Raw genomic sequence first — 20190 nt, forward strand, 5'->3', positions numbered from 1 at the left:
TTTCTGTTATAGAATCATGCCCTCCAGTTTTCTGGTCAGACCCTCTATCTTTTTATCCCTTGGTTCAATTAATAATCAGTGTGGGAATGAACAAAGCCCCCACTGATTAAAGTTTCACTTTATATCGAAATATGAAAAATAAAGAGTTATGTGATATATATTAAATATCTTATATAATAAATTTAAAAGACAATATGCAAAATTGCATGAAAATTCTTTTAAATAAAAAAGAATCCTAGTCAATTAAACTAGGATTCTTGCTTTTCTATTATTTCTCTTGTGTTTTTTCCCAATCAGCTAAGAATTTCTCAATTCCTTGATCTGTTAATGGGTGCTTCACTAATGAAGCAATTACGTTTGCTGGGATTGTTGCAATATGTGCACCGTTTAATGCTGCGTCAGTTACGTGAACACTGTGACGTACAGATGCTGCAATGATTTCTGTTTCGATGCCATGAATCGCAAAGATTTCTGCGATTTGACGAATTAAGTCCATACCGTTATGACCGATATCGTCTAAGCGACCTAAGAATGGTGAAACGTATGTTGCACCAGCACGAGCTGCAAGTAACGCTTGAACTGCTGAGAATACTAATGTAACGTTTGTACGAATTCCTAAGTCAGAGAATGCTTTTACTGCTTTTAAACCTTCTGTTGTCATTGGAACTTTTACAACAACGTTTGGAGCAATTTTCGCTAATTCTTTTCCTTCTTCGATCATTTTATCAGCTTCTAAGCTAATTACTTCTGCACTTACAGGTCCTTCTACAACGTTGCAAATTTCACGAATGCGTTCGTGGAAATCTACGCCTTCTTTTGCTACAAGTGATGGATTTGTCGTTACTCCAGCTAATACGCCTAATGCATTTGCCTCTTTAATTTCGTTAATGTTTGCTGTATCAATAAAGAATTTCATTTGTTATTCTTCCTTCCTAATTTTCATTTTATATTTATTTATTTTTCTTAATAAGCTCTAATTCAATCGGAATAGATTTGTCCACTTTTTTACCTTGTGTTATCTCTTTTGCTGTTTGCATCGCCTTCTCTCCGATTAATTCTGGTTTTTGAGCGACTGTTGCAGCCATACGCCCATCGTTAACCGCTTTCACAGCATCTTCTGTTGCATCAAATCCAACAACTACTACATCTGTTTTTCCAGCAGACTTCAATGCTTCAAGTGCACCTAATGCCATCTCGTCGTTATGAGCAAACACGGCTTTAATATCGCTATTTGCTTGCAAAATATTTTCCATAACAGATAATCCTTTCGCTCTATCAAAATCAGCCGCTTGTTTGGCAACTACTTTTAAAGACTTATCGGCTACGTTATGGAATCCTTTCCCACGTTCACGAGCAGCAGACGATCCAGGGATTCCTTCTAACTCAGCAACGTTTGCTCCTTCGCCGACTAATTCACGAATGTAATCACTAGCCATTTGACCACCTTCAATATTATTAGATGCAATGTGAGAAACAACCTTACCTGAATTCGCAACGCGGTCTACTGTAATAACAGGAACATTTGCTGCATTTGCCGCACTTACTGCTGAAGCAACAGCATCTGAATCGGTCGGATTAATAACAACTACATCGACACCCTTTTGAATTAAATCTTCAACATCGTTCGTTTGCTTTGCTGCATCATTTTGCGCATCAACAGCAATCAATTCGATGCCACTATCTTTCGCTTTCTTTTCTGCCCCCTTTTTCAAAGTTACAAAGAAGGGATTATTTAAAGTTGAAACAGAGAATCCAACTTTAATAGTTTTATTTCGACCTTTATCGCTAGAATCCTTTGCCCATTCTGGCGGTTCCATTGAACAACCAGCAGTAATGACCATAATACATGCAACGAGTATAAGTAACCATTTCTTCATGAACTGTCCCTCCATTACGCTTCTTTTCTACGATCAATTAATACAGCTAATAAGATTACAAGTCCTTTTACAACTTGTTGGAAGAAAGAAGATACACCTAATAAATTTAAACCGTTATTTAGTACACCGATAATAAGTACACCGATGAATGTACCAACAATCCATCCTCTTCCCCCAGAAAGACTTGTTCCACCTAATACAACTGCTGCAATTGCATCTAATTCGTAAGAAGTACCTGCAGTCGGCTGTGCAGAATCTAGTCGTGATGTTAAGACAATACCTGCAAGCGCTGCCAAAATTCCGGAAAGACCGTAAATCATTACTTTAATTCTCGTAACATTAATACCTGATAGTGCTGCTGCTTCTTCATTTCCACCAATTGCAAATGTACGACGGCCAAATGTCGTTTTCTTCAAAATGAAGTACAGTACTGCGAAAGCGATCATCATTGTAACAGCTGGTACCGGAATACCAAGAAAATAACCGCGGCCAAACATTTGGAACATTAAATGATCACCAAGACCAGTGATCGGACGTCCGTCCATATAAACAAGCGTCAACCCACGAAAAATAGTCATTGTTGCTAAAGTTGCAATAAATGGAGCTACTTTTCCTTTCGCAATGATGATACCGTTTACAATTCCCATTACAAGACCTGCTAATAGTCCAACTGCCATTGCAAGGAACGGATCCATGCCACTTGCCATCATTCCAGCAACAAGTGCACTTGATAATGCTAAAATAGAACCTACCGATAAGTCAATACCCCCTGTTAAAATTACGAAGGTCATTCCGAATGCAATAAGCGCATTAATCGATACTTGACGCAGTATATTAAATAAATTTGGAATTTCAATAAACGCTGGATTTAAAGCTGTAATTACGACGATAATTAATACTAAACCGATTAAAGAACCGAGTTGTTGTAATACATTCCCCTTCTTAGCCATCCTTACTCTCCCCCTGTAGCTAGTGCCATAATAGACTCTTGTGATGCCTCATCTTCCCCTAAAACTCCGCCGACTTTTCCTTCATGAATAACAAGAACTCGATCACTCATCCCTAAAACTTCCGGAAGCTCAGATGATACCATAATAACGGCATCGCCTTGCTCTGTAAGCTTATTCATAATAGAGTAAATTTCTTTTTTCGCTCCAACATCAACACCCCTTGTTGGCTCATCTAAAATGAGTAATTGCGGATGAATGCCTAGCCATTTTGCGATTACAATCTTTTGCTGATTTCCACCAGAAAGAGATTTCACTGCCTGCTCTCCGCTAGATGCTTTCACATTAAGAAGCTTCATCATATCCTCTGTAAACTGTTGTTCTAGCTCGTTGCTTAGAACACTTCCCTTTGAAAGACTTTCTAAATTCGGTAAAGCTAAATTTTCTCGAATTGAAAAATCTAACACTAATCCTTCAGACTTTCTATCTTCTGTAATGAAAGCAATTCTTTGTCTAATTGCATCTATTGGACTATCAATCTTTACTTCTTGTCCATTTATAAAAATTTGTCCAGAGTCTAAAGGTTCATAACCAAATATCGCTTTCATAATATCAGTGCGACCAGCCCCCATCAAACCAGCTACACCAAGGATTTCACCTTTCCTCACTTGAAACGAAACATTTTCAAATTTCCCTTTCTTCGTTCCGTTACGCATTTCAAAAATGACATCACCAATTTGACTATTTCGCTCTGGGTAACGTTCACCAATGCTGCGCCCCACCATCATACTCACTACTTCATCAAATGATGTTTCTGGAATTAATCTCTTTCCCACGTATTCTCCATCACGCAAAATCGTAATAGCATCACATATTGAGAAAATCTCTTCCATACGATGCGAAATGTACACGAATGAAACACCTTCTTTACGTAACTTATTGATTACTGTAAAGAGCGTTTCGATTTCACGATCCGTCAGTGCCGCAGTAGGTTCATCCATAATAATAACGCTCGCGTTTGTCATTAATGCTTTCGCAATTTCGATAATTTGCTGTTGTCCAACCGATAATTCCTCTGCTAACATAGCGCCTCTTACATGCAACCCTAACTCCGCTAGTTGCTGCTGCGCAATCGCGTTCATTTGTCGAGTGCGTAAAATACCTGTTTTCCCATACATTAACTCTTTACCGAGAAACATATTTTCAGCTACTGTTAAATTCGGCAATATGTTTAGTTCTTGATGTATAAATGCGATGCCGTACTCTTCAGCTTCTTTCGCATTTTTAAAGGTGCGCTCTTGCCCATCAATTGTGATTGTCCCACCATCTTTTTTGTATACACCTGTTAAAATCTTCATGAGCGTTGATTTACCCGCTCCATTTTCCCCCATCAATGCATGGACTTCTCCTGTTTCAATCATAAACTGTGCATTCTTCAAAACAGGATTGCCATTGAACGCCTTTGAAATGTTTTTCATTTCAATATGCATTCCCATCACTTCCCTTTATTAAAAAATCACGCCTGCATGTAAAATTACATTTGCATAAGGCGTAGCCTCGCCTGTACGAATAATTGCCTTCGCTTTCTTTGTATGCTCTTTAAATTGTTCATGAGATACATACTCAAATGCTGGCTCTATTAATTTCTGTTCGATCTCTTTATTTACTTCCGCATTATTTATAATGACTTCTTCTGCTAACGTCACTTTTTCGATTGCCATATCATCAGCTACCACTTGCAATACATCTAAAAAGCTAGGTTTTCCAATCTCAACAGCTAAATCAATTCGTTTTACTCCATCCGGAATCGGTAACCCGCAATCAGCAATTACAATCGTATCTGTATGCCCAAGTGAAGCAAGGACTGCTGCGATTTCACTATTTAATACACCATGCTTTTTCATCCAACAATCACCTGCACTTCACGTACTCGATCTCTCGTTGGCATACCGCCCTGTGCTCCAAGTTTCGTTACAGAAAGACCACCGGCAATATTCGCGAAACGAATTGCTTTTTGAAGTGTCTCTCCTTCAGAAAGTGCAACTGCTAACGCACCATTAAATGTATCACCAGCTCCAGTTGTATCCACTACATCAACAGCAATGCTAGGAACATGTACAATCTCCGTGCCATTATGGAAACGAACACCGTTAGAACCTTCTGTCATCAATAATTTATTGGGATACTTCGCCAATAAATCTTCAATTGGTGATGTAAAATCATCTAATACGATGCGGCACTCATGTTCATTTGGCGTAATATAAGTTGCCTTTTCTAAAATGTCTTCTGATAAAACTTGTGCTGGCGCTGGATTTAACATAACAGGAATATTATGTTCCTCACAAATAGCCAATACATATTTTACTGTTTCAAGTGGAATTTCTAGTTGAAGAACAACCATATCCGCTTTTACAATAAGGTCTTTGGAGCGATCTACAACTGACTTATTTACAAGAGCATTTGCCCCTTGTACGACAACAATACTGTTATCTTCTTCTGCTAAAACGATATGAGCAATTCCTGTCGTTCCATCTGTAACCGGTACCACATAATCGATAAAAATGCGTTCGTTCTCTAGATTTTTTCTAACTACTGTTCCATAATCATCATTTCCTACCGCTCCAACCATTGCTACATTTGCTCCTAACCTAGCTGCAGCAACTGCTTGGTTTGCCCCTTTCCCTCCTGGGATTGTATGAAACGCTTCACCAATTACTGTTTCTCCTGCTTTCGGGCGTTTTTTTGAAACAGCCACTAAGTCCATTGAAATGCTTCCTACTACTGCAATATTTGGCATCTGTTTCATCTCCTTACTTCGTTGTATTTCGTTCTATAATTTCAATCGGCAAACGATAATGTTTCTCTTCTAATGTATTTCCTTCCATTTGCTCTAACAACAACTCTGTTGCAATTTTCCCCATTTCATATATCGGTTGTGCAACTGTCGTAATAGATGGATACATCATTTCCGTTAAAGAAATGCCATCAAATCCGATAATTTGTAAATCATCTGGAATGGCAATCCCCTTTTGAAGTGCCGCCTTTACAATACCGATCGCAATTAAATCATTCCCAGCGACAATACCATCAATATGCGGGTATTCTTCTAATAATTCCATCGCTACACGCTCACTATTTGCTGGATCAAACGTACTCTCTGCAATCATATAAGAAAGATTATTTTGCGTAATAACGTCTACAAAACCTTCAAAACGTTCATTTGCAGTACTCACATCACGTGGACCGCGAATATGTGCAATATGTTTACATCCTTTATCTAGTAACAACTTTGTCGCAGCCTGACTTCCTGCATAGTTATCTGCATATACAGTAGGAATACGCTCATTAAACATACGGTCAATCGCAACAACTGGAACAGATAAATTCATGTAATTAACACTATTTTGTGGATTCGTTGCTACAATAAATCCATCTACATTATTTTGTCTAAGTACATCAATATATTGTTTCTCTTTTTCTAAACTTTCATCAGAGTTACAAAGGACAACTGTGTAACCTTGTTTATGTGCTACATCTTCTACGGCACGTGCAACTTCCGGAAAGAATGGATTCACGATATTTGGAACAACTAAGCCAATTAAACGAGACTTTTTATTATACAGTGAACGCGCTACTGTACTAGGCTTATAATCTAACATCTCAATTGCACGTTCTACCTTTTTTAATGTATCTTCGTGAACATATCCATTTTTATTTAGAACTCTGGAAACGGTCGCAACAGATACTCCCGCTAATTTCGCAACGTCTTTGATCGTACTCATTCTCTTTTCTCCTCATTTCATGTAACCGTTTACAGAAAATAATATAACGTATTTCTAAAAATACGTCAATCATTTCTCACTAAAAAGCTTTTAAGGTTATACTCAAAAAAGCACCGCCATAAGGCGATGCTTCTTCATTACGAGTATGATACAGTTTTTTCTTTTTCTTCTACAACAGGCTCTTTAGCATCTTTTTTACGATCTGATAATTTAATTTTTTGTAAGAAAATCGTAAAGATGGCACCTACTACGATAAATACTAATCCTGTTAAGAATACAGTATGAAGCGAGTCTACTAAAGAGTTTTTCAAAATAGGTACAATGCTGTTAGCGAACGCTTCTGGCATTTGTTTTAATGCCTCTGGGCTAAATAGCATTGAATATAAACCTTGTGGATCTGTGTGAATCATATCTTTAAATTTCGTTACCATTTGTCCCGCTTCTTTCGGGAATGTATCTAATACAGGTACTAAATTTTTTGTTAATGTCGTACCTGAAGTGTTATTCATAATTGACCCTAAAATTGTAATACCAAATGTACCACCGATTTGTCGGAAGAATTGACTTGATGACGTTACGACACCAAGGTCTTTTTTCGGGAAGCTTTCTTGTAACGCTAATGTTAATGTAGGCATTACAAGACCCATTCCTAAACCGATAACCATCATATAAGAAGTAGCTGTAAGCTTCGTTGTGTGCATATCCATCGTTGTTAATAACCAGAAACCACCGGCCATAATAAGCATACCTGCGATAATTTGTGGTTTTACACCAACTTTTAATACAAGTTGCCCACCGATAATACTCATCACAATCATTGTAATCATCATTGGAGTCATAATTGTTCCTGATTCAGCAGCACTTACTCCTACAATCCCTTGCATGAAGAATGGTACGAACATAATCGCACCGAACATTCCAATACTCATAAAGAATCCAATCGCATTCAGTATTGTAAATGTGCGATTTTTAAAGAAGTGCATTGGTAAAATTGGCTCTTCAGCTTTCGTTTCAACGATAACAAAGCTAACGATACCAATTACAGCTAGTGCAAATAAACCGATAATTTGCCAAGAATCCCATGCATAATCTTTTCCGCCAAACGTTAGCGCAAGTAATAAACTTACAACACCGAGAATCATCGTAAAGATTCCAGCGATATCAATTTTAATTGGTCCTGTTTGTTTATGTGATTTTAATCCCATTGCAATAAAGATTGTTGCTAAAATACCAACCGGTAAGTTAATGTAGAATACCCATCTCCAGTTCACTGCATCTACAATCCAACCACCAACTTGTGGTCCAATTACAGAAGCAAGGCCGTATAACGCCCCAAAAATACCTTGCCATTTCGCACGTTCTTTTCCCGTGAACATATCTCCAATAATAATCATAGCCATTGGCATCATAATACCGCCACCAAGACCTTGAATACCACGGAAAATAATTAATTCTGTCATACCATTTGCCATACCACATAACGCCGAACCAATCATGAAAATAACTAGCCCTGTTATATATACGTTACGACGACCAAGTAAATCAGCTAATTTACCTGCAATTGGTACAACTGTCGTTGATGTTAACATATAAGCTGTTGTTAACCATGTCATTAAGCTTAATCCACCTAGGTCACCGACGATACGTGGCATTGCTGTACCGACAATTGTTCCATCTAATGCAGCAAATAGCATCGCGATAATTAAACCGATTAACAACAACTTTCTATTTTGATTTTCTTGTTGCTCCATGTAATCTCCTCAATTCCTCTTAGTTATTCTCTTTTTTCTCTTGTGTCCCGCAAATAATGGTTTCTAACTTCTCAAAGAGACGTAATAAATCTTCTCTTTCTTGCAACTCTAAATGTGAAAAGTATTTTGCAATATGCTCGTTACGAGCTGTCATTGCCTCTTCTACTCTAGCTTTCCCCTTTTTCGTTAACTCGATGATGACAACGCGACGGTCATCTTTGTCGTGATAGCGTTCTACAAGTTCTTGATCGATTAGACGATCAATCATCACTGTAATCGCGCTAGGCTTCACATACATCTTTTTCGCTAATGTTGTCGCTCTTGAAGCCCCATAATGATCTAGAATCTTTAAAATATAAAACTGCGGTGGTGTAAGTCCTGTCGCTTGCATTTGTTCTAATAACTCCGTTTGCATTTTCTTTCCAATCGAAAAGGCAAGAGCTTGAATTTTATCGATATGCGTCATATCATTTGGCATGTTATCCACCTCTTATTTAAACAATAAAATATTTAATGTATTTAAATATTAATCCCACGAATAAAATCCGTCAATACTTTTATTCATAAAAACGTTTACATTTTTGTCACAAAGTTGTATAATTTTCGACGAAGTTAATATTGACAGTCACGGAGAAACGGAGTACACGGCTATGAATCATAAAAAAGGAAACTTTTTTATATTTCATGGCCTTTTTATGTTCTCTGTCTTAAAACGCTTCGAATTAATTAGGGGAGGATTTTCATTTTATGTTTTTCACACAATTATTTAAACCTGCGCCCCACGCGGAACGCTTACCAGCTGATCGCGTTGATAGCGAATACCGTAAATTACGTTTACAAGTATTCTTAGGTATCTTCATCGGTTATGCAGGTTACTACTTTGTTCGAAAAAACTTTTCACTAGCAATGCCATACTTAATCGAGCAAGGCTTTAGTAAAGGGGAACTTGGGGTTATCCTTTCAGCAGTTTCTATTGCTTACGGATTAAGTAAATTTCTTATGGGTATCGTATCCGATCGTTGTAATCCTCGCTACTTTTTAGCAGCTGGGCTATTTTTATCAGGTATCATTAATATTATTTTCGGCTCATTTTCTTTCATTACAACGAGCATTATACTTATGTTTGTACTTCAGTTTTTAAATGGATGGGTACAAGGTATGGGATGGCCTCCTTGTGGTCGTACGATGGTTCACTGGTTCTCTATTAGCGAACGTGGTACAAAAATGTCCATTTGGAACGTCGCTCATAATGTTGGCGGAGCGCTTATGCCTTCCCTTGTAACATTAGGCTTATACTTCTTCGCAGATGACTGGAAAAGTATTTTTTACTTCCCAGGTATTCTTTCAATTTTAGTTGGTATTTATGTATTAATTACGATGAAAGATACGCCTCAATCTTGCGGACTACCTTCTATTGAAGAACATACTGGGGAATATCCACCAGATGAAAAAGTAAAAGATCGCGAACGCGAGCTTTCAGTAAAGGAAATTTTATTTAAATACGTATTAAACAATAAGTTTTTATGGTACATCGCTATTGCGAACGTTTTCGTATATTTCGTACGTTACGGCGTTGTAGACTGGGCTCCTACTTATTTAGTAGAAGAAAAAAGCTTTACTCATAGTAGCTCACGTACTGCTTACGCTCTATATGAATGGGCTGGTATTCCAGGTACACTTCTTTGCGGATGGATGAGTGATAAACTATTTAAAGGACGTCGTGCACCTGCTGGTATTTTATTTATGGTTGGTGTATTTATCGCAGTTCTTGTTTACTGGTTAAACCCTCCTGGTAATCCAATGGTTGATAGTATCGCACTTGTCGCAATTGGATTTTTAATTTACGGACCGGTTATGTTAATTGGTCTACACGCTCTAGATTTAGCACCAAAGAAAGCTGCTGGAACTGCAGCAGGCTTAACTGGATTCTTCGGTTACTTAGGCGGAGCAGCTTTCGCTAGTGCAGCTATGGGCTTTATCGTAGATGCATTCGGATGGGATGGCGGATTCATCTTATTACTTGCATCTTGCGTACTTGCAATGTTCTTCCTTGCTCTTACTTTAAATACAGGGTCAGTAAAATCAAAACAAGCTTAAATAATATATAACAACCATAAAAATAGCTCTTAGCATTTACATACATGCTAAGAGCTATTTTTTATTTTCATTGCTGTTCCTACTAATGATAACAACCAATTCCTTCCCTACTATAAGATTAAAAGATTTGATGAAACACCTTTATTAAAACAGCTAACGTAACAGATGCAGCAAATCCCCCTAAACAAATAAGACTGACACCTTGGCTATATGACAAATTTTGAAATGATTTCATTGCTTCCATCCTCCCTATCTCCCCTTTGATACTTTTATTTTACCAATGGGAAAAATTTCATAACATCGATTTCTCTAACAACTAACTTACAAATTTGTAAGTTAACATCTTTTCAACTTATATATCTAGTATTTCCACAAATAAGAGTCATTTATACATAAAAAAAGACCTCAGTTATACTAAGATCTTCGTTACATTCTATTTCATTTTACAATCATCACTGGACATTTCACACGCTTTGCTATTTTATGACTTACACTTCCCAGCACCATTTCTTGCAGTGTATTGAGCCCTCTACTTCCAGCAATGACAAGATCTATATCTCCTGTATTTACATATTGAACAATTGTATCTCCAGGATCACCATGTAATATCGTAATTGTATAAGAAATGTTCTCTTTCTTTAATAAACCTTCAATCTCTTTTAATTTATCTTTTCGACTAGCTGATATTGTTTCTAAATCTGTTTGACCTTGTATAATATCTGATTTTGCCGTTCTATTATCTACTACGTACACAACTTCAACATTTGTTTCTTCGCTACATTTTGCAATATATGTTGCATGTTCCGCTGCTCGAAGTGCATGTTCAGAACCGTCACATGCTAATATAATTTGTTTGTACATATGCTGAATCCCCTTTTCGTTATCCTACTCGTATTATATAATAAAGCCCCCTAAAAAGGAGGCTTTTAACTAGCAATTCTTTTATTATAAGTAGCTAAATTTGCAACAAGTTTTGAGCTACGTTCATTTAATCCTGTTATACTTACTTTCACACCACTTTGTTCATACTTCATGATAACTTTATCAATTGATGCCACTGCTGAATCATCCCATACGTGCGCATGAGTAAAATTCATTTCAATTTCTTTTACATCTTCATTAAATGAAAAATTAGTTATGAAATCGGCTGTAGATGCAAAGAAAAGTTGACCGTGAATTTCGTATATTTTCTTATTTTCAATATATAAATGTTTCACGTGAATCTTTGCCATATTGAATGCAAATAAAACCGCACTAATTACTGTTCCGATAATTACACCTAATGCTAAATTATGTGTAATTAGGACAATCACAACTGTTACGATCATAACAAATGAGTTTCCTTTTGGTACTTTATGAATTGTTGTTACAGAGTTCCAATCAAACGTTCCGATTGAAACCATAATCATAACTGCAACTAAAGCTGCCATCGGAATATGAACGACATAATCTCCTAAAACGAATAGTAATACGATTAAAAATCCGCCCGCTACAAATGTTGATAGGCGACCTCGTCCACCTGATTTAATATTAATAACAGATTGACCGATCATTGCACAACCTGCCATTCCTCCGAAGAAACCAGCAACAATGTTTGCGATCCCTTGTCCGCGTGCCTCTTTATGCTTATTACTTTCCGTATGCGTCATATCATCTAAAACTGAAGCTGTTAATAATGATTCTAGTAAACCGATAATTGCAAGCATAACTGCATACGGTAAAATAATCCCTAATGTCTCAAGTGTAAAAGGCACGTCAGGAATACTAAAGAACGGTAATTCTTTCGGCAGGCTTCCCATATCTCCTACTGTTTTCAACTGTAATCCGCTCATAAGTGCAATACTCGTCACAATAATAATTGAAATAAGCGTAGAAGGTACAACCGTTGTAATACGTGGAAATAAATATATAATTGCAAGTCCTAATACAACGAGTGCATACATTTGCCAAGTTGCATTTTTAAAATGTGGCAATTGCGCTGTAAAAACTAAAATTCCAAGTGAATTTAAAAAACCACTCATAACAGATTTCGGAACAAACTTCATAAATGAGCTCAGTTTGAACACGCCAAAAATAATTTGGACAATACCTGTTAATATTGTTGTAGCAAATAAATATTGCAAACCATGATCTTTAACAAGCGTTACCATTAATAATGCCATTGCACCTGTTGCAGCTGAAATCATTCCAGTTCTCCCGCCAACAAATGAAATGGTAACTGCAATACAAAAGGCTGCGTATAGTCCAACTGTCGGATCCACGCCTGCAATAACAGAGAAGGCTATCGCTTCAGGGATTAACGCTAAAGCAACGACAATTCCTGATAACACGTCCCCTCTCACATTAGAAAACCAGTCATTTTTTATCGTTTGAAACAAAATACCACTCCTCTACTCCTTTATAATTTGATTTTCTCCATAAGAAAATCTAGCCGACTGCACGAAAGCTATTATATAACGAGTAGAAGATTTTTTGCTATGTAAAAGTTTCCTAAAAATGATGTCACCTTCGTAGCTTCTTTTTTAGGAAACTTTAAATATACTATCACCTATTGTTGATTTAACGTACAATGATTTCGGATTCTACAGTATGTCAAATGAAGAGAACTTTGTTTGGATGGATGAAAAATGCACATGTAATTTAGTTCATTTAATTGAATAATCCACGGATCAAGATATTAGCTACCAAGGGAATTCATTTAAAGTTCTATAGATATTTCCACTTCATATATGAGGTTTAGTTTGGATAGTTTAGGGTTAGAGGAGTTTATACTAATTTAATGAAAATAGTAAGAGCACTCTTTCGAGTGCTCATTTTATGCAGATACAGTTGCTTTATCCTTACGGAATATACCCATTAACCCACCGATTAATAGTAATACGCCTGGTAATAAGTAAATTATAGAAATACAAATAAATCCACCGATAGCAGCCACAGTCATCATAATACCGCCAACCTTCGCTTTACTTCTTACCATAACAGATCCAACAATTCCTAAGATTGATAGAGCCACAGCTCCCCAACCTAAACCAATAACAGTATTCGCTCCATCAGCTTCAAAAGCAGCTCCCATACCGCCGATCAATAAAGCAACAAATGCACAAATAATACCAAAAATACCTCCAATAAGACCTAATACAAATTCAGCTGTTCTTTTCATTTCAATCTCTCCTTATTTAGCAACTTCAAATTCAAATTTCACTGATTTCTCGTCAAATGTAAATGTAGGTTTAAATGTACCAACAAACTTATCGCCTTCTGGTACATCAAATAACATTTTGTTTGTAATTTGGTTACCTGACGCAATATTTTCATTTATAAACGTATTTTCCCCACCAAAGTACTCTTTGAATTGGTTGCCGTTAGTATCAGCAATTTTTAATTCAGAAGTTCCAAAATATATATCTTTTTTGCCATTATTTTTAGCGTTAAAAGCGATTTCTAGTACTTTCCCTTTTTCAGCTTTTACGTATTCGTTAGGCTCAACGAATTTAGCTGAACTGAAAGTAAGTTGTAGACCATTAACTTCTACAGTATCTCCAATTTTATAAATCTTGCTTTCAGCTTTTTCCTTTTTATCTTTCTTTTCAGCCTGTTTAGGAGCATCGTTTTTACTCACTTCTTTAACTTCAGTTTCACCACAAGCAGCTAAACTAAAAGCAAGTGCACCTGTTAAAGCAATAGTACCCAATTTTTTATACATTTCTTTTCCTCCGATTATGTAAAATGTAAGATTTCCGAAACTATCATAACAGAAACAGTTACAACTTTTTTGTCATATTTTGTCGAGGAAAATAAAAAAAGACGCTATATCAGTAGCATCTTTTCTCATTTCATTAATGTCCACCGTGTCCTTGACCACTTTCCTGAACAATTTCTAACCTCTCATCTAGTATTCCTTGTGTTTCAAATGAAATATCACTCGTACTTCCTAATAAGAAACCGTGATTATATGGTCCAAGTGTTGGATCATCTTTGAACTTCGGCTGAATGCTTGCAAGGAAGTCATACACTGGTTGTGAAGCTTTACCTTCTTCTAATAATACAACAGGTGCATGTTTACCCATATGTGAAAAAGGTGCCCCAGCAACTGCTAAATCTGGTGTTTTACTTGAAACAAATGATAAACCGTGACCAGGTTTTGTGAATCCCCAGCCAAATTTTGTTTTTTCATCTTTAAACTTAGCGAACGCAATCGAGTTTTCTGTAGGGGCCTCTCCACTAATACGCGTTACTTTCCCGTATTTGCTTAGCTCTTTTTCTACTTCTTTTGAAACAATTTTTTCTGGCCCTAATACATATATATTTGCTTTATCTTTTCTCATTTTTAATGACTCTATTGTCGCTTCTGGCACCTTATCTTTTTCTGTATATAAAAGCGGTTCTGGCATATGAGAAATCCAGTTTACAGCTGGTGTTGTATATAAACGTCCTTCTTCTTCAGACGAACCGATAATAACACTATTTGGGTAGCTTCCTGTTATATCGGCATACTCCTTATCAACATCCTTCGCAAATATAGCTGGGTCCGTTTCTTTTATTTGTTTTACTTTATAACCTTTTAATTGTTCAAGCGCGCTAGTACCTACATCCCCCATCACCATAATTTGTGTTCCATCTTTCGTTCCGATTGGATTTAATCGTTTTATTTCTTTTAACGTCATTTCCGGTATCTTTTCTTTTTCTATAAATAAAATCGGCCCGTTATTCGGATGATGAATAAGATCTGCACTCGCAATACCTAATTGCCACTCGCTTGCTGGTACTAAAATAACAGCACCTGGCTGCTTCTCCTTATGAGTTGCTGGCCATATCGTTTGCGAAGTTAATACTGCCATTTGCAAAGGGTCGTTTGTGTTTAATCTCGTTACATTTTTTAAACTTGTCGTTAATAAATCATTAGATGCACCTTGGTTCATTTCTTTTGGCGCCGTTACCTCCTGATTCATTTTCATTTCCTTTTGCTCTGTTTTCTTCTCTTTTGTAGATTCATGGTTTTTATGGTCTGTATTCGTTTGTCCGCATGCAGCAAGACCAACTGCTGTAATTATTGTTATCCCAAAAATTCGGGTCATTTTTTTCACTATACCGCCTCCGTATTAATCATTTTTGAGCCAATATGATTACCTAAAATGTAATTTCAACTCCACAATAACAAGCAATTCTGAAGAAATTATGCAGACACATCATAATCTGCACCATTTCTTCATGATTTTGCATTACACTTTAAGTAACGATTATAAATATGGAGGGCTCTCTATGATTGATATACTGCTCGTAGACGATGAACCGAGAATGCTTGAATTATTAACGCTTTATCTTACACCAATTGGATATAACTGCGTATGTGCGACTTCAGGAGAAGAAGCTATTTTACATATAGAAAATCGAAACTTTAAATTTGTTTTACTCGATATTATGATGCCAAAGATGGACGGATGGGAAACGTGCAAAAAAATCCGATCTTTTAGTAACATTCCTATTATTATGGTTACAGCTCGTGATCAAACAGTAGATGTCGTTCAAGGATTAAAAATTGGAGCCGATGATTACGTAACGAAACCTTTCCATGAAGAAGAACTTTTCGCAAGAATTGAAGCCGTTTTAAGACGTACAAATGAACATAAACAAATCCAATATCACGGTATTGTATGGGATGAAACAAAACACTTCGTTTCTGTCCATAATGAAGAACTCCTTCTCACACCAATTGAATTTTCTTTACTCGGATTATTTTTACGCCATGTGAACTACGTATTAAACCGTGATCAGCTCATCGAACGAATTTGGGGATTAAACACAAATACAGAAGATCGCACAGTCGATTCACATATTCGTAATTTACGTGATAAATTGCGAAAAGCAAATTTTCCTATTGATCATCATTTAAAAACCGTGTATGGAATAGGTTATCGATGGATTGATACTGAACAGTAAGGGGCAAAACGATGAAACGAATTTCAATTCAATTCGGATTTTATTTTTTAATTGTTACACTTTTAATTGAAAGTGTTCTCTTTATTTTGCTCTATTATAGTCTTGTAAACACTAGAGTAAATGAAGAAATGACAGCTTTATTAAAGCGAGGAAATAGTCATCGAGATGTACTTGAAAAATATTACGATGAGCAAACCATCTCTCACGTAGCATTAATGGAATCTGAAGCTGAAACAACTGTCGTTATTACAAATGCAAATAAAGAAATACTAGCTAAATCTAACGAAATAAACACGACTATAAACGATCATATTAGTAAAATGCAAACTCGAACAGACCATAATGGAGCGATTATAGAAAATCATTGGAAAACATCTAATTATATATGTACAGTTAGCCCCATTGTAGTAGATGGAAAACATGAAGGCTATGTGTACATGTTTCTTGGAACAGAATCAATTGAAAAGTTAGTTAATGGATTAACGAAACAATTCATTATTGCTGGTGCCATCACATTTCTACTCACAGTCATCACAATTTTCCTATTATCACGTTTATTAACAAAACCATTGTTACACATGAAACATGCAACTGAAAAAATGAGTAAAGGCGATTTGTCCGTTTCGTTAACGACTACTCGTAATGATGAAATTGGTGAACTGGCATCATCTATTCAAACGCTCGCAAATGATTTGCATTATATGAAAACAGAGCGAAGTGAATTTCTAGCAAGTGTTGCTCACGAATTACGAACACCGTTAACATACGTAAGAGGTTATGCTGACATTGCTTTAAAAGAAAGCACCCCTTCTGAACAACGTTTGCGATATTTATCAATTATAAAAGATGAGTCTGATTACATTACAAACTTAGTTCAAGATTTATTTTCACTTGCACAAATGGAACAACATAACTTTTCTATTCAAGTAAAGGAAGTGCATTTACACACCTTCCTTACGCGTATATGTGAAAAAGTAAACGCCATGTATAAAGAAAGGTACAGTAAAGTTTCTTTCTCTTGTCCTCCTACACTGCTAGTAAACTTAGATGAACAACGATTCGAACAAGTTGTGGTGAATATTTTAAATAACGCTTATAGACATTCAAAAGAGCATTCTCATATAAACATTTCTGTTACAGAAGAACATAAACATATTTCCATTGCAATTGAAGATGAAGGCGAAGGTATTCCACCTGAAGACCTCCCTCACATTTTTGACCGCTTTTATCGAGTTGATAAAGCAAGATCACGAGCTACAGGTGGAACTGGTTTAGGACTATCTATCGTGAAAGAAATTGTAGAGCTACACGGCGGGACGATTACTGTCACGAGTGAAGTTGATCATGGATCTTGTTTTATCATTTCATTACCATCTGTAAAGAAACACGACTACCATCAGTAGTCGTGTTTCTTTATCCCGCATTAACGGGCAGTAAGACCCCTACATCAAAATTCAGCGGAAGCAAAGAAGTTAGGTGGGGGATCAACTGCCCGTAAAAGCCCGATTGGTTCAACTAATAATCAGTGGGAGATGAACAAAACCCCCCACTGATTAAAGTTTCACTTTATCATTTTACTTTATAATATAAATTTACAAATTGCCCAAAACGTTTCGTATCCGTTAAAGTTAAATTAATTTGCGGATTCTTGTCTTGAAATAACGGAACTCCAGAACCTAATATATGCGGTGTAATCGTAACAACATATTCATCAATTAGATTATTCTTAAAGAATTCTCTCAGTAGCTCTCCTCCACCAACCATCCATATTTTAGATCCTTCTTTTGCTTTTAACCTTTTTGTAAACTCCACTACATCTTCATTTACAAACTCTACGTTTCCGTCTGAACCTTTTTCTGAACGAGAAAAAACATAACATGATTTATCTAAGTACGGGAATGTTTCCGTATGCTCTACTACATAGTCGTACGTTTTCTTTCCCATAATTATTGTATCAATTGTTTCATACATTTCTGTATAACCGTTATCTCCCTCTCCTTCTGTTTCCATTAACCACTCTAAATCATCATTTTCTTTCGCAATATATCCATCTAAGCTCGCCGCAATAAATAAAACTATTTCACGTGACATATCTTTTCCTCCTTGCATCTCATCTTGATAACATATGATGTAAACAATATACTAACAATAAAACATGACAATTTATGTCATGTTAAAAAGAAAAAAGGTGATACATTTGTCAAAAGCTAAACGCTTATTAGATATTCTTATATTTGCTTCTGCCAAAAAGACATTTACAGCGCAAGAAATAGCTGATGAATTTAATATCTCCGTTCGTACTGTCCATAGATACATTTTAGATTTAAGTGATATGGGGTTGCCCATTTACGCAGAACAAGGTCGTAACGGCGGCTATAAAGTATTAACAACTAGGGTCATTCCACCTATCTTATTTACGGAAGAAGAAGCAGTCTCCATCTTTTTTGCCTTTCAATCTTTAAGCTACTACAGAGACTTGCCTTTTAATACAGAAATCAATTCTGTCACTCATAAACTATATAGCTCTCTACAACATGATGCGAAAGTGAAAGTTGATAAAATACGTTCTTATATCGCCTTTTGGAATCCGAAGAGAACAATTGAGACCCCACTTTTAAACGAAGTGTTAACAGCGGCTATTGAAAATAAAAATTTACACTTTCAATACGAATCTAAATCAGGGATAAAAACAAAACATGTTCATCCGATTGGTGTATATGCTCACGACGGGTTATGGTACTTACCGTCCTATGACTTCAGTAGAAAAAAAGTATTACTGTATCGCATCGATCGTATTCTTTCCATATTATCAACGGAAGAAAATGAGGATACATTCATGAATTTAGAAGAGTGGTTTGCCTCTAACTCTAACGTAGTACACATCCCTACTCAGTTACATGTTTTACTGACAACAGAAGGCGTACGCCAATGTAAAAGCGTCCCTTATCTTGAGGAATTCGTTATAATAAACGAGGATGGGACAGGATATATAAATTCAACAATTGATAAAGGAGAAATCAATTTTATTACCCCTTTATTTTATAGACTCGGAAAAGATGCAAAAGTTTTAGAACCGACAGAATTGATAGATGGTTTACGTATGCGTGCGAAAGAAGTTTTAAGTATGTATGAAGACTAAAAAGGCGTAAGAGAAATTCTCTTACGCCTTTTTAGTGTGCAGTATTTTCTCTATCTCTTCTTTTAACAACGTCTTTATTTCTTCCAAATTATGATTCTTCTTTTCTCCCGGCTTTACCGTATAAAACTCAGCAAATGAACGCTCTTTATATCTCGGTACAACATGCATATGATAGTGCGTAAGTTCATTAAAGATTCCACCATTTTGACAAATCGTAATTCCGTCAGGTTTATATAATACCTTAATCGCTTTTGCAATAAGCTTAGAAGCATCCATAACGGATTTTGCTACAACATCATTTAATTCATCTACTTCTACAACATGTTGCTTTGGCACAATTAAAGTATGTCCTAGGTAGAAAGGCGCATGATCTAAAAAACATGTTACATAGTCATCTTCATATATTTTATATATTTTTTCCTCTTCGTTTGCTAATTTACACCCTAAACATTCCATCATATTTCCCCCTTTATTAAAAACATAAAAACGTGAGAGCCGTATTCTCACGTTTTTATGTTTCATTTTATCCCGCATTAACGGGCAGTAAGATCCCTATCTCAAAATTCTGCTGTAAAGCAAAGAAGTGAAATAGGAGATCAACTGCCCGTAAAAGCCCGATTGGTTCAACTAGTAATCAGTGGGGGATAAACACTCCCACTG

The 20190-nt window shown here is 36.2% G+C and carries 21 protein-coding genes; 4 read left to right on the plus strand and 17 right to left on the minus strand.

The features are described 5' to 3' along the window. Positions 1-268: 268 nt before the first annotated feature. The 9 genes from fsa to DN404_RS05235 form a co-directional block, all read right to left on the minus strand. Positions 269-916, minus strand: coding sequence for a fructose-6-phosphate aldolase (gene fsa / locus DN404_RS05195; RefSeq protein ID WP_000667661.1), 648 nt, complete (start codon positions 914-916; stop codon positions 269-271). Between the two features lie 34 nt (positions 917-950). After that, complete coding sequence (gene rbsB, locus DN404_RS05200) at positions 951-1877, minus strand: ribose ABC transporter substrate-binding protein RbsB (RefSeq protein WP_000758976.1); 927 nt, start codon at positions 1875-1877, stop codon at positions 951-953. Positions 1878-1891: 14 nt separating this feature from the next. Continuing rightward, the gene (locus tag DN404_RS05205; RefSeq protein ID WP_001074641.1) at positions 1892-2827 is read right to left on the minus strand and encodes an ABC transporter permease subunit; all 936 of its coding nucleotides are present in this window, start codon (positions 2825-2827) and stop codon (positions 1892-1894) included. Positions 2828-2829: 2 nt separating this feature from the next. Then, positions 2830-4314 (minus strand): ribose ABC transporter ATP-binding protein RbsA, encoded by a 1485-nt coding sequence (gene rbsA / locus DN404_RS05210; RefSeq protein WP_149214796.1) that lies wholly within the window; start codon positions 4312-4314, stop codon positions 2830-2832. Between the two features lie 18 nt (positions 4315-4332). Beyond that, entirely contained in the window at positions 4333-4728 is a 396-nt protein-coding gene (rbsD, locus tag DN404_RS05215) for a D-ribose pyranase (RefSeq protein ID WP_000716137.1), read from the minus strand. After that, positions 4725-5621: a ribokinase gene (gene rbsK, locus DN404_RS05220; RefSeq protein ID WP_149214797.1), complete on the minus strand. Its 897-nt coding sequence runs from the start codon at positions 5619-5621 to the stop codon at positions 4725-4727. The genes rbsD and rbsK overlap by 4 nt, the downstream gene beginning before the upstream one ends. Before the next feature lie 13 nt (positions 5622-5634). Then, entirely contained in the window at positions 5635-6606 is a 972-nt protein-coding gene (gene rbsR, locus DN404_RS05225) for a ribose operon transcriptional repressor RbsR (protein WP_000104047.1), read from the minus strand. A gap of 137 nt (positions 6607-6743) precedes the next feature. Continuing rightward, positions 6744-8357, minus strand: coding sequence for an MDR family MFS transporter (locus DN404_RS05230; protein WP_000437641.1), 1614 nt, complete (start codon positions 8355-8357; stop codon positions 6744-6746). Positions 8358-8376: 19 nt separating this feature from the next. Further along, the gene (locus tag DN404_RS05235; protein ID WP_001132365.1) at positions 8377-8835 is read right to left on the minus strand and encodes a MarR family winged helix-turn-helix transcriptional regulator; all 459 of its coding nucleotides are present in this window, start codon (positions 8833-8835) and stop codon (positions 8377-8379) included. A gap of 269 nt (positions 8836-9104) precedes the next feature. Here DN404_RS05235 and glpT point away from each other — a divergent pair, with 269 nt between their 5' ends. Beyond that, positions 9105-10454 carry a glycerol-3-phosphate transporter gene (glpT, locus tag DN404_RS05240; protein ID WP_000466385.1) on the plus strand — a complete coding sequence of 450 codons (1350 nt, stop codon included), beginning with the start codon at positions 9105-9107 and terminating at the stop codon, positions 10452-10454. A 118-nt stretch (positions 10455-10572) separates the two neighbouring features. Here glpT and DN404_RS05245 read toward each other — a convergent pair whose 3' ends face one another. From DN404_RS05245 to DN404_RS05270, 6 genes are all read right to left on the minus strand, one after another. Next, a complete protein-coding gene (locus DN404_RS05245; protein ID WP_000834733.1) occupies positions 10573-10689 on the minus strand; it encodes a DUF4027 family protein in 117 nt (38 codons plus the stop codon). Positions 10690-10892: 203 nt separating this feature from the next. Then, complete coding sequence (locus DN404_RS05250) at positions 10893-11315, minus strand: universal stress protein (protein ID WP_000277999.1); 423 nt, start codon at positions 11313-11315, stop codon at positions 10893-10895. A 65-nt stretch (positions 11316-11380) separates the two neighbouring features. After that, positions 11381-12832, minus strand: a complete 1452-nt coding sequence (locus DN404_RS05255) for a SulP family inorganic anion transporter (RefSeq protein WP_000487920.1) — start codon at positions 12830-12832, stop codon at positions 11381-11383. Positions 12833-13269: 437 nt separating this feature from the next. After that, positions 13270-13614: a DUF4064 domain-containing protein gene (locus tag DN404_RS05260; protein WP_000831286.1), complete on the minus strand. Its 345-nt coding sequence runs from the start codon at positions 13612-13614 to the stop codon at positions 13270-13272. A gap of 12 nt (positions 13615-13626) precedes the next feature. Further along, on the minus strand, positions 13627-14157 hold the full coding sequence (locus DN404_RS05265; protein WP_000277058.1) for a DUF4352 domain-containing protein: 531 nt from the start codon (positions 14155-14157) through the stop codon (positions 13627-13629). 133 nt (positions 14158-14290) lie between these two features. Further along, positions 14291-15538: a cell wall-binding repeat-containing protein gene (locus DN404_RS05270; protein WP_149214798.1), complete on the minus strand. Its 1248-nt coding sequence runs from the start codon at positions 15536-15538 to the stop codon at positions 14291-14293. 175 nt (positions 15539-15713) lie between these two features. On the opposite strand from DN404_RS05270, the gene DN404_RS05275 reads away from it, so the two are divergent. Beyond that, the gene (locus DN404_RS05275) at positions 15714-16391 is read left to right on the plus strand and encodes a response regulator transcription factor (RefSeq protein WP_006918011.1); all 678 of its coding nucleotides are present in this window, start codon (positions 15714-15716) and stop codon (positions 16389-16391) included. Positions 16392-16402: 11 nt separating this feature from the next. Continuing rightward, positions 16403-17794 (plus strand): sensor histidine kinase, encoded by a 1392-nt coding sequence (locus tag DN404_RS05280; protein WP_006918010.1) that lies wholly within the window; start codon positions 16403-16405, stop codon positions 17792-17794. Between the two features lie 166 nt (positions 17795-17960). On the opposite strand, the gene DN404_RS05285 is transcribed toward DN404_RS05280, so the two are convergent. Next, positions 17961-18482, minus strand: a complete 522-nt coding sequence (locus DN404_RS05285; protein ID WP_103621728.1) for a dihydrofolate reductase family protein — start codon at positions 18480-18482, stop codon at positions 17961-17963. A 64-nt stretch (positions 18483-18546) separates the two neighbouring features. On the opposite strand from DN404_RS05285, the gene DN404_RS05290 reads away from it, so the two are divergent. Further along, entirely contained in the window at positions 18547-19530 is a 984-nt protein-coding gene (locus DN404_RS05290) for a helix-turn-helix transcriptional regulator (protein ID WP_179951857.1), read from the plus strand. Between the two features lie 21 nt (positions 19531-19551). Here the strand turns inward: DN404_RS05290 and DN404_RS05295 are convergent, their stop codons facing one another. After that, complete coding sequence (locus tag DN404_RS05295; protein WP_149214800.1) at positions 19552-20052, minus strand: HIT family protein; 501 nt, start codon at positions 20050-20052, stop codon at positions 19552-19554. Positions 20053-20190 lie beyond the last annotated feature (138 nt).

This window comes from Bacillus sp. TE8-1 (genome assembly GCF_008368855.1).
GTDB classification, from domain to species: domain Bacteria; phylum Bacillota; class Bacilli; order Bacillales; family Bacillaceae_G; genus Bacillus_A; species Bacillus_A cereus.

Excerpts from the sequence above, each read along its gene's own strand:
- fsa (WP_000667661.1), bottom strand. The coding sequence starts at position 916 with ATGAAATTCTTTATTGATACAGCAAACATTAACGAAATTAAAGAGGCA.
- rbsD (WP_000716137.1), bottom strand. The coding sequence starts at position 4,728 with ATGAAAAAGCATGGTGTATTAAATAGTGAAATCGCAGCAGTCCTTGCT.
- DN404_RS05205 (WP_001074641.1), bottom strand. The coding sequence starts at position 2,827 with ATGGCTAAGAAGGGGAATGTATTACAACAACTCGGTTCTTTAATCGGT.
- glpT (WP_000466385.1), top strand. The coding sequence starts at position 9,105 with ATGTTTTTCACACAATTATTTAAACCTGCGCCCCACGCGGAACGCTTA.
- rbsA (WP_149214796.1), bottom strand. The coding sequence starts at position 4,314 with ATGCATATTGAAATGAAAAACATTTCAAAGGCGTTCAATGGCAATCCT.
- DN404_RS05230 (WP_000437641.1), bottom strand. The coding sequence starts at position 8,357 with ATGGAGCAACAAGAAAATCAAAATAGAAAGTTGTTGTTAATCGGTTTA.
- rbsB (WP_000758976.1), bottom strand. The coding sequence starts at position 1,877 with ATGAAGAAATGGTTACTTATACTCGTTGCATGTATTATGGTCATTACT.
- DN404_RS05235 (WP_001132365.1), bottom strand. The coding sequence starts at position 8,835 with ATGCCAAATGATATGACGCATATCGATAAAATTCAAGCTCTTGCCTTT.
- DN404_RS05295 (WP_149214800.1), bottom strand. The coding sequence starts at position 20,052 with ATGAAACATAAAAACGTGAGAATACGGCTCTCACGTTTTTATGTTTTT.
- rbsR (WP_000104047.1), bottom strand. The coding sequence starts at position 6,606 with ATGAGTACGATCAAAGACGTTGCGAAATTAGCGGGAGTATCTGTTGCG.
- DN404_RS05250 (WP_000277999.1), bottom strand. The coding sequence starts at position 11,315 with ATGTACAAACAAATTATATTAGCATGTGACGGTTCTGAACATGCACTT.
- DN404_RS05245 (WP_000834733.1), bottom strand. The coding sequence starts at position 10,689 with ATGAAATCATTTCAAAATTTGTCATATAGCCAAGGTGTCAGTCTTATT.
- DN404_RS05280 (WP_006918010.1), top strand. The coding sequence starts at position 16,403 with ATGAAACGAATTTCAATTCAATTCGGATTTTATTTTTTAATTGTTACA.
- DN404_RS05275 (WP_006918011.1), top strand. The coding sequence starts at position 15,714 with ATGATTGATATACTGCTCGTAGACGATGAACCGAGAATGCTTGAATTA.
- rbsK (WP_149214797.1), bottom strand. The coding sequence starts at position 5,621 with ATGCCAAATATTGCAGTAGTAGGAAGCATTTCAATGGACTTAGTGGCT.
- DN404_RS05265 (WP_000277058.1), bottom strand. The coding sequence starts at position 14,157 with ATGTATAAAAAATTGGGTACTATTGCTTTAACAGGTGCACTTGCTTTT.
- DN404_RS05290 (WP_179951857.1), top strand. The coding sequence starts at position 18,547 with ATGACAATTTATGTCATGTTAAAAAGAAAAAAGGTGATACATTTGTCA.
- DN404_RS05285 (WP_103621728.1), bottom strand. The coding sequence starts at position 18,482 with ATGTCACGTGAAATAGTTTTATTTATTGCGGCGAGCTTAGATGGATAT.
- DN404_RS05260 (WP_000831286.1), bottom strand. The coding sequence starts at position 13,614 with ATGAAAAGAACAGCTGAATTTGTATTAGGTCTTATTGGAGGTATTTTT.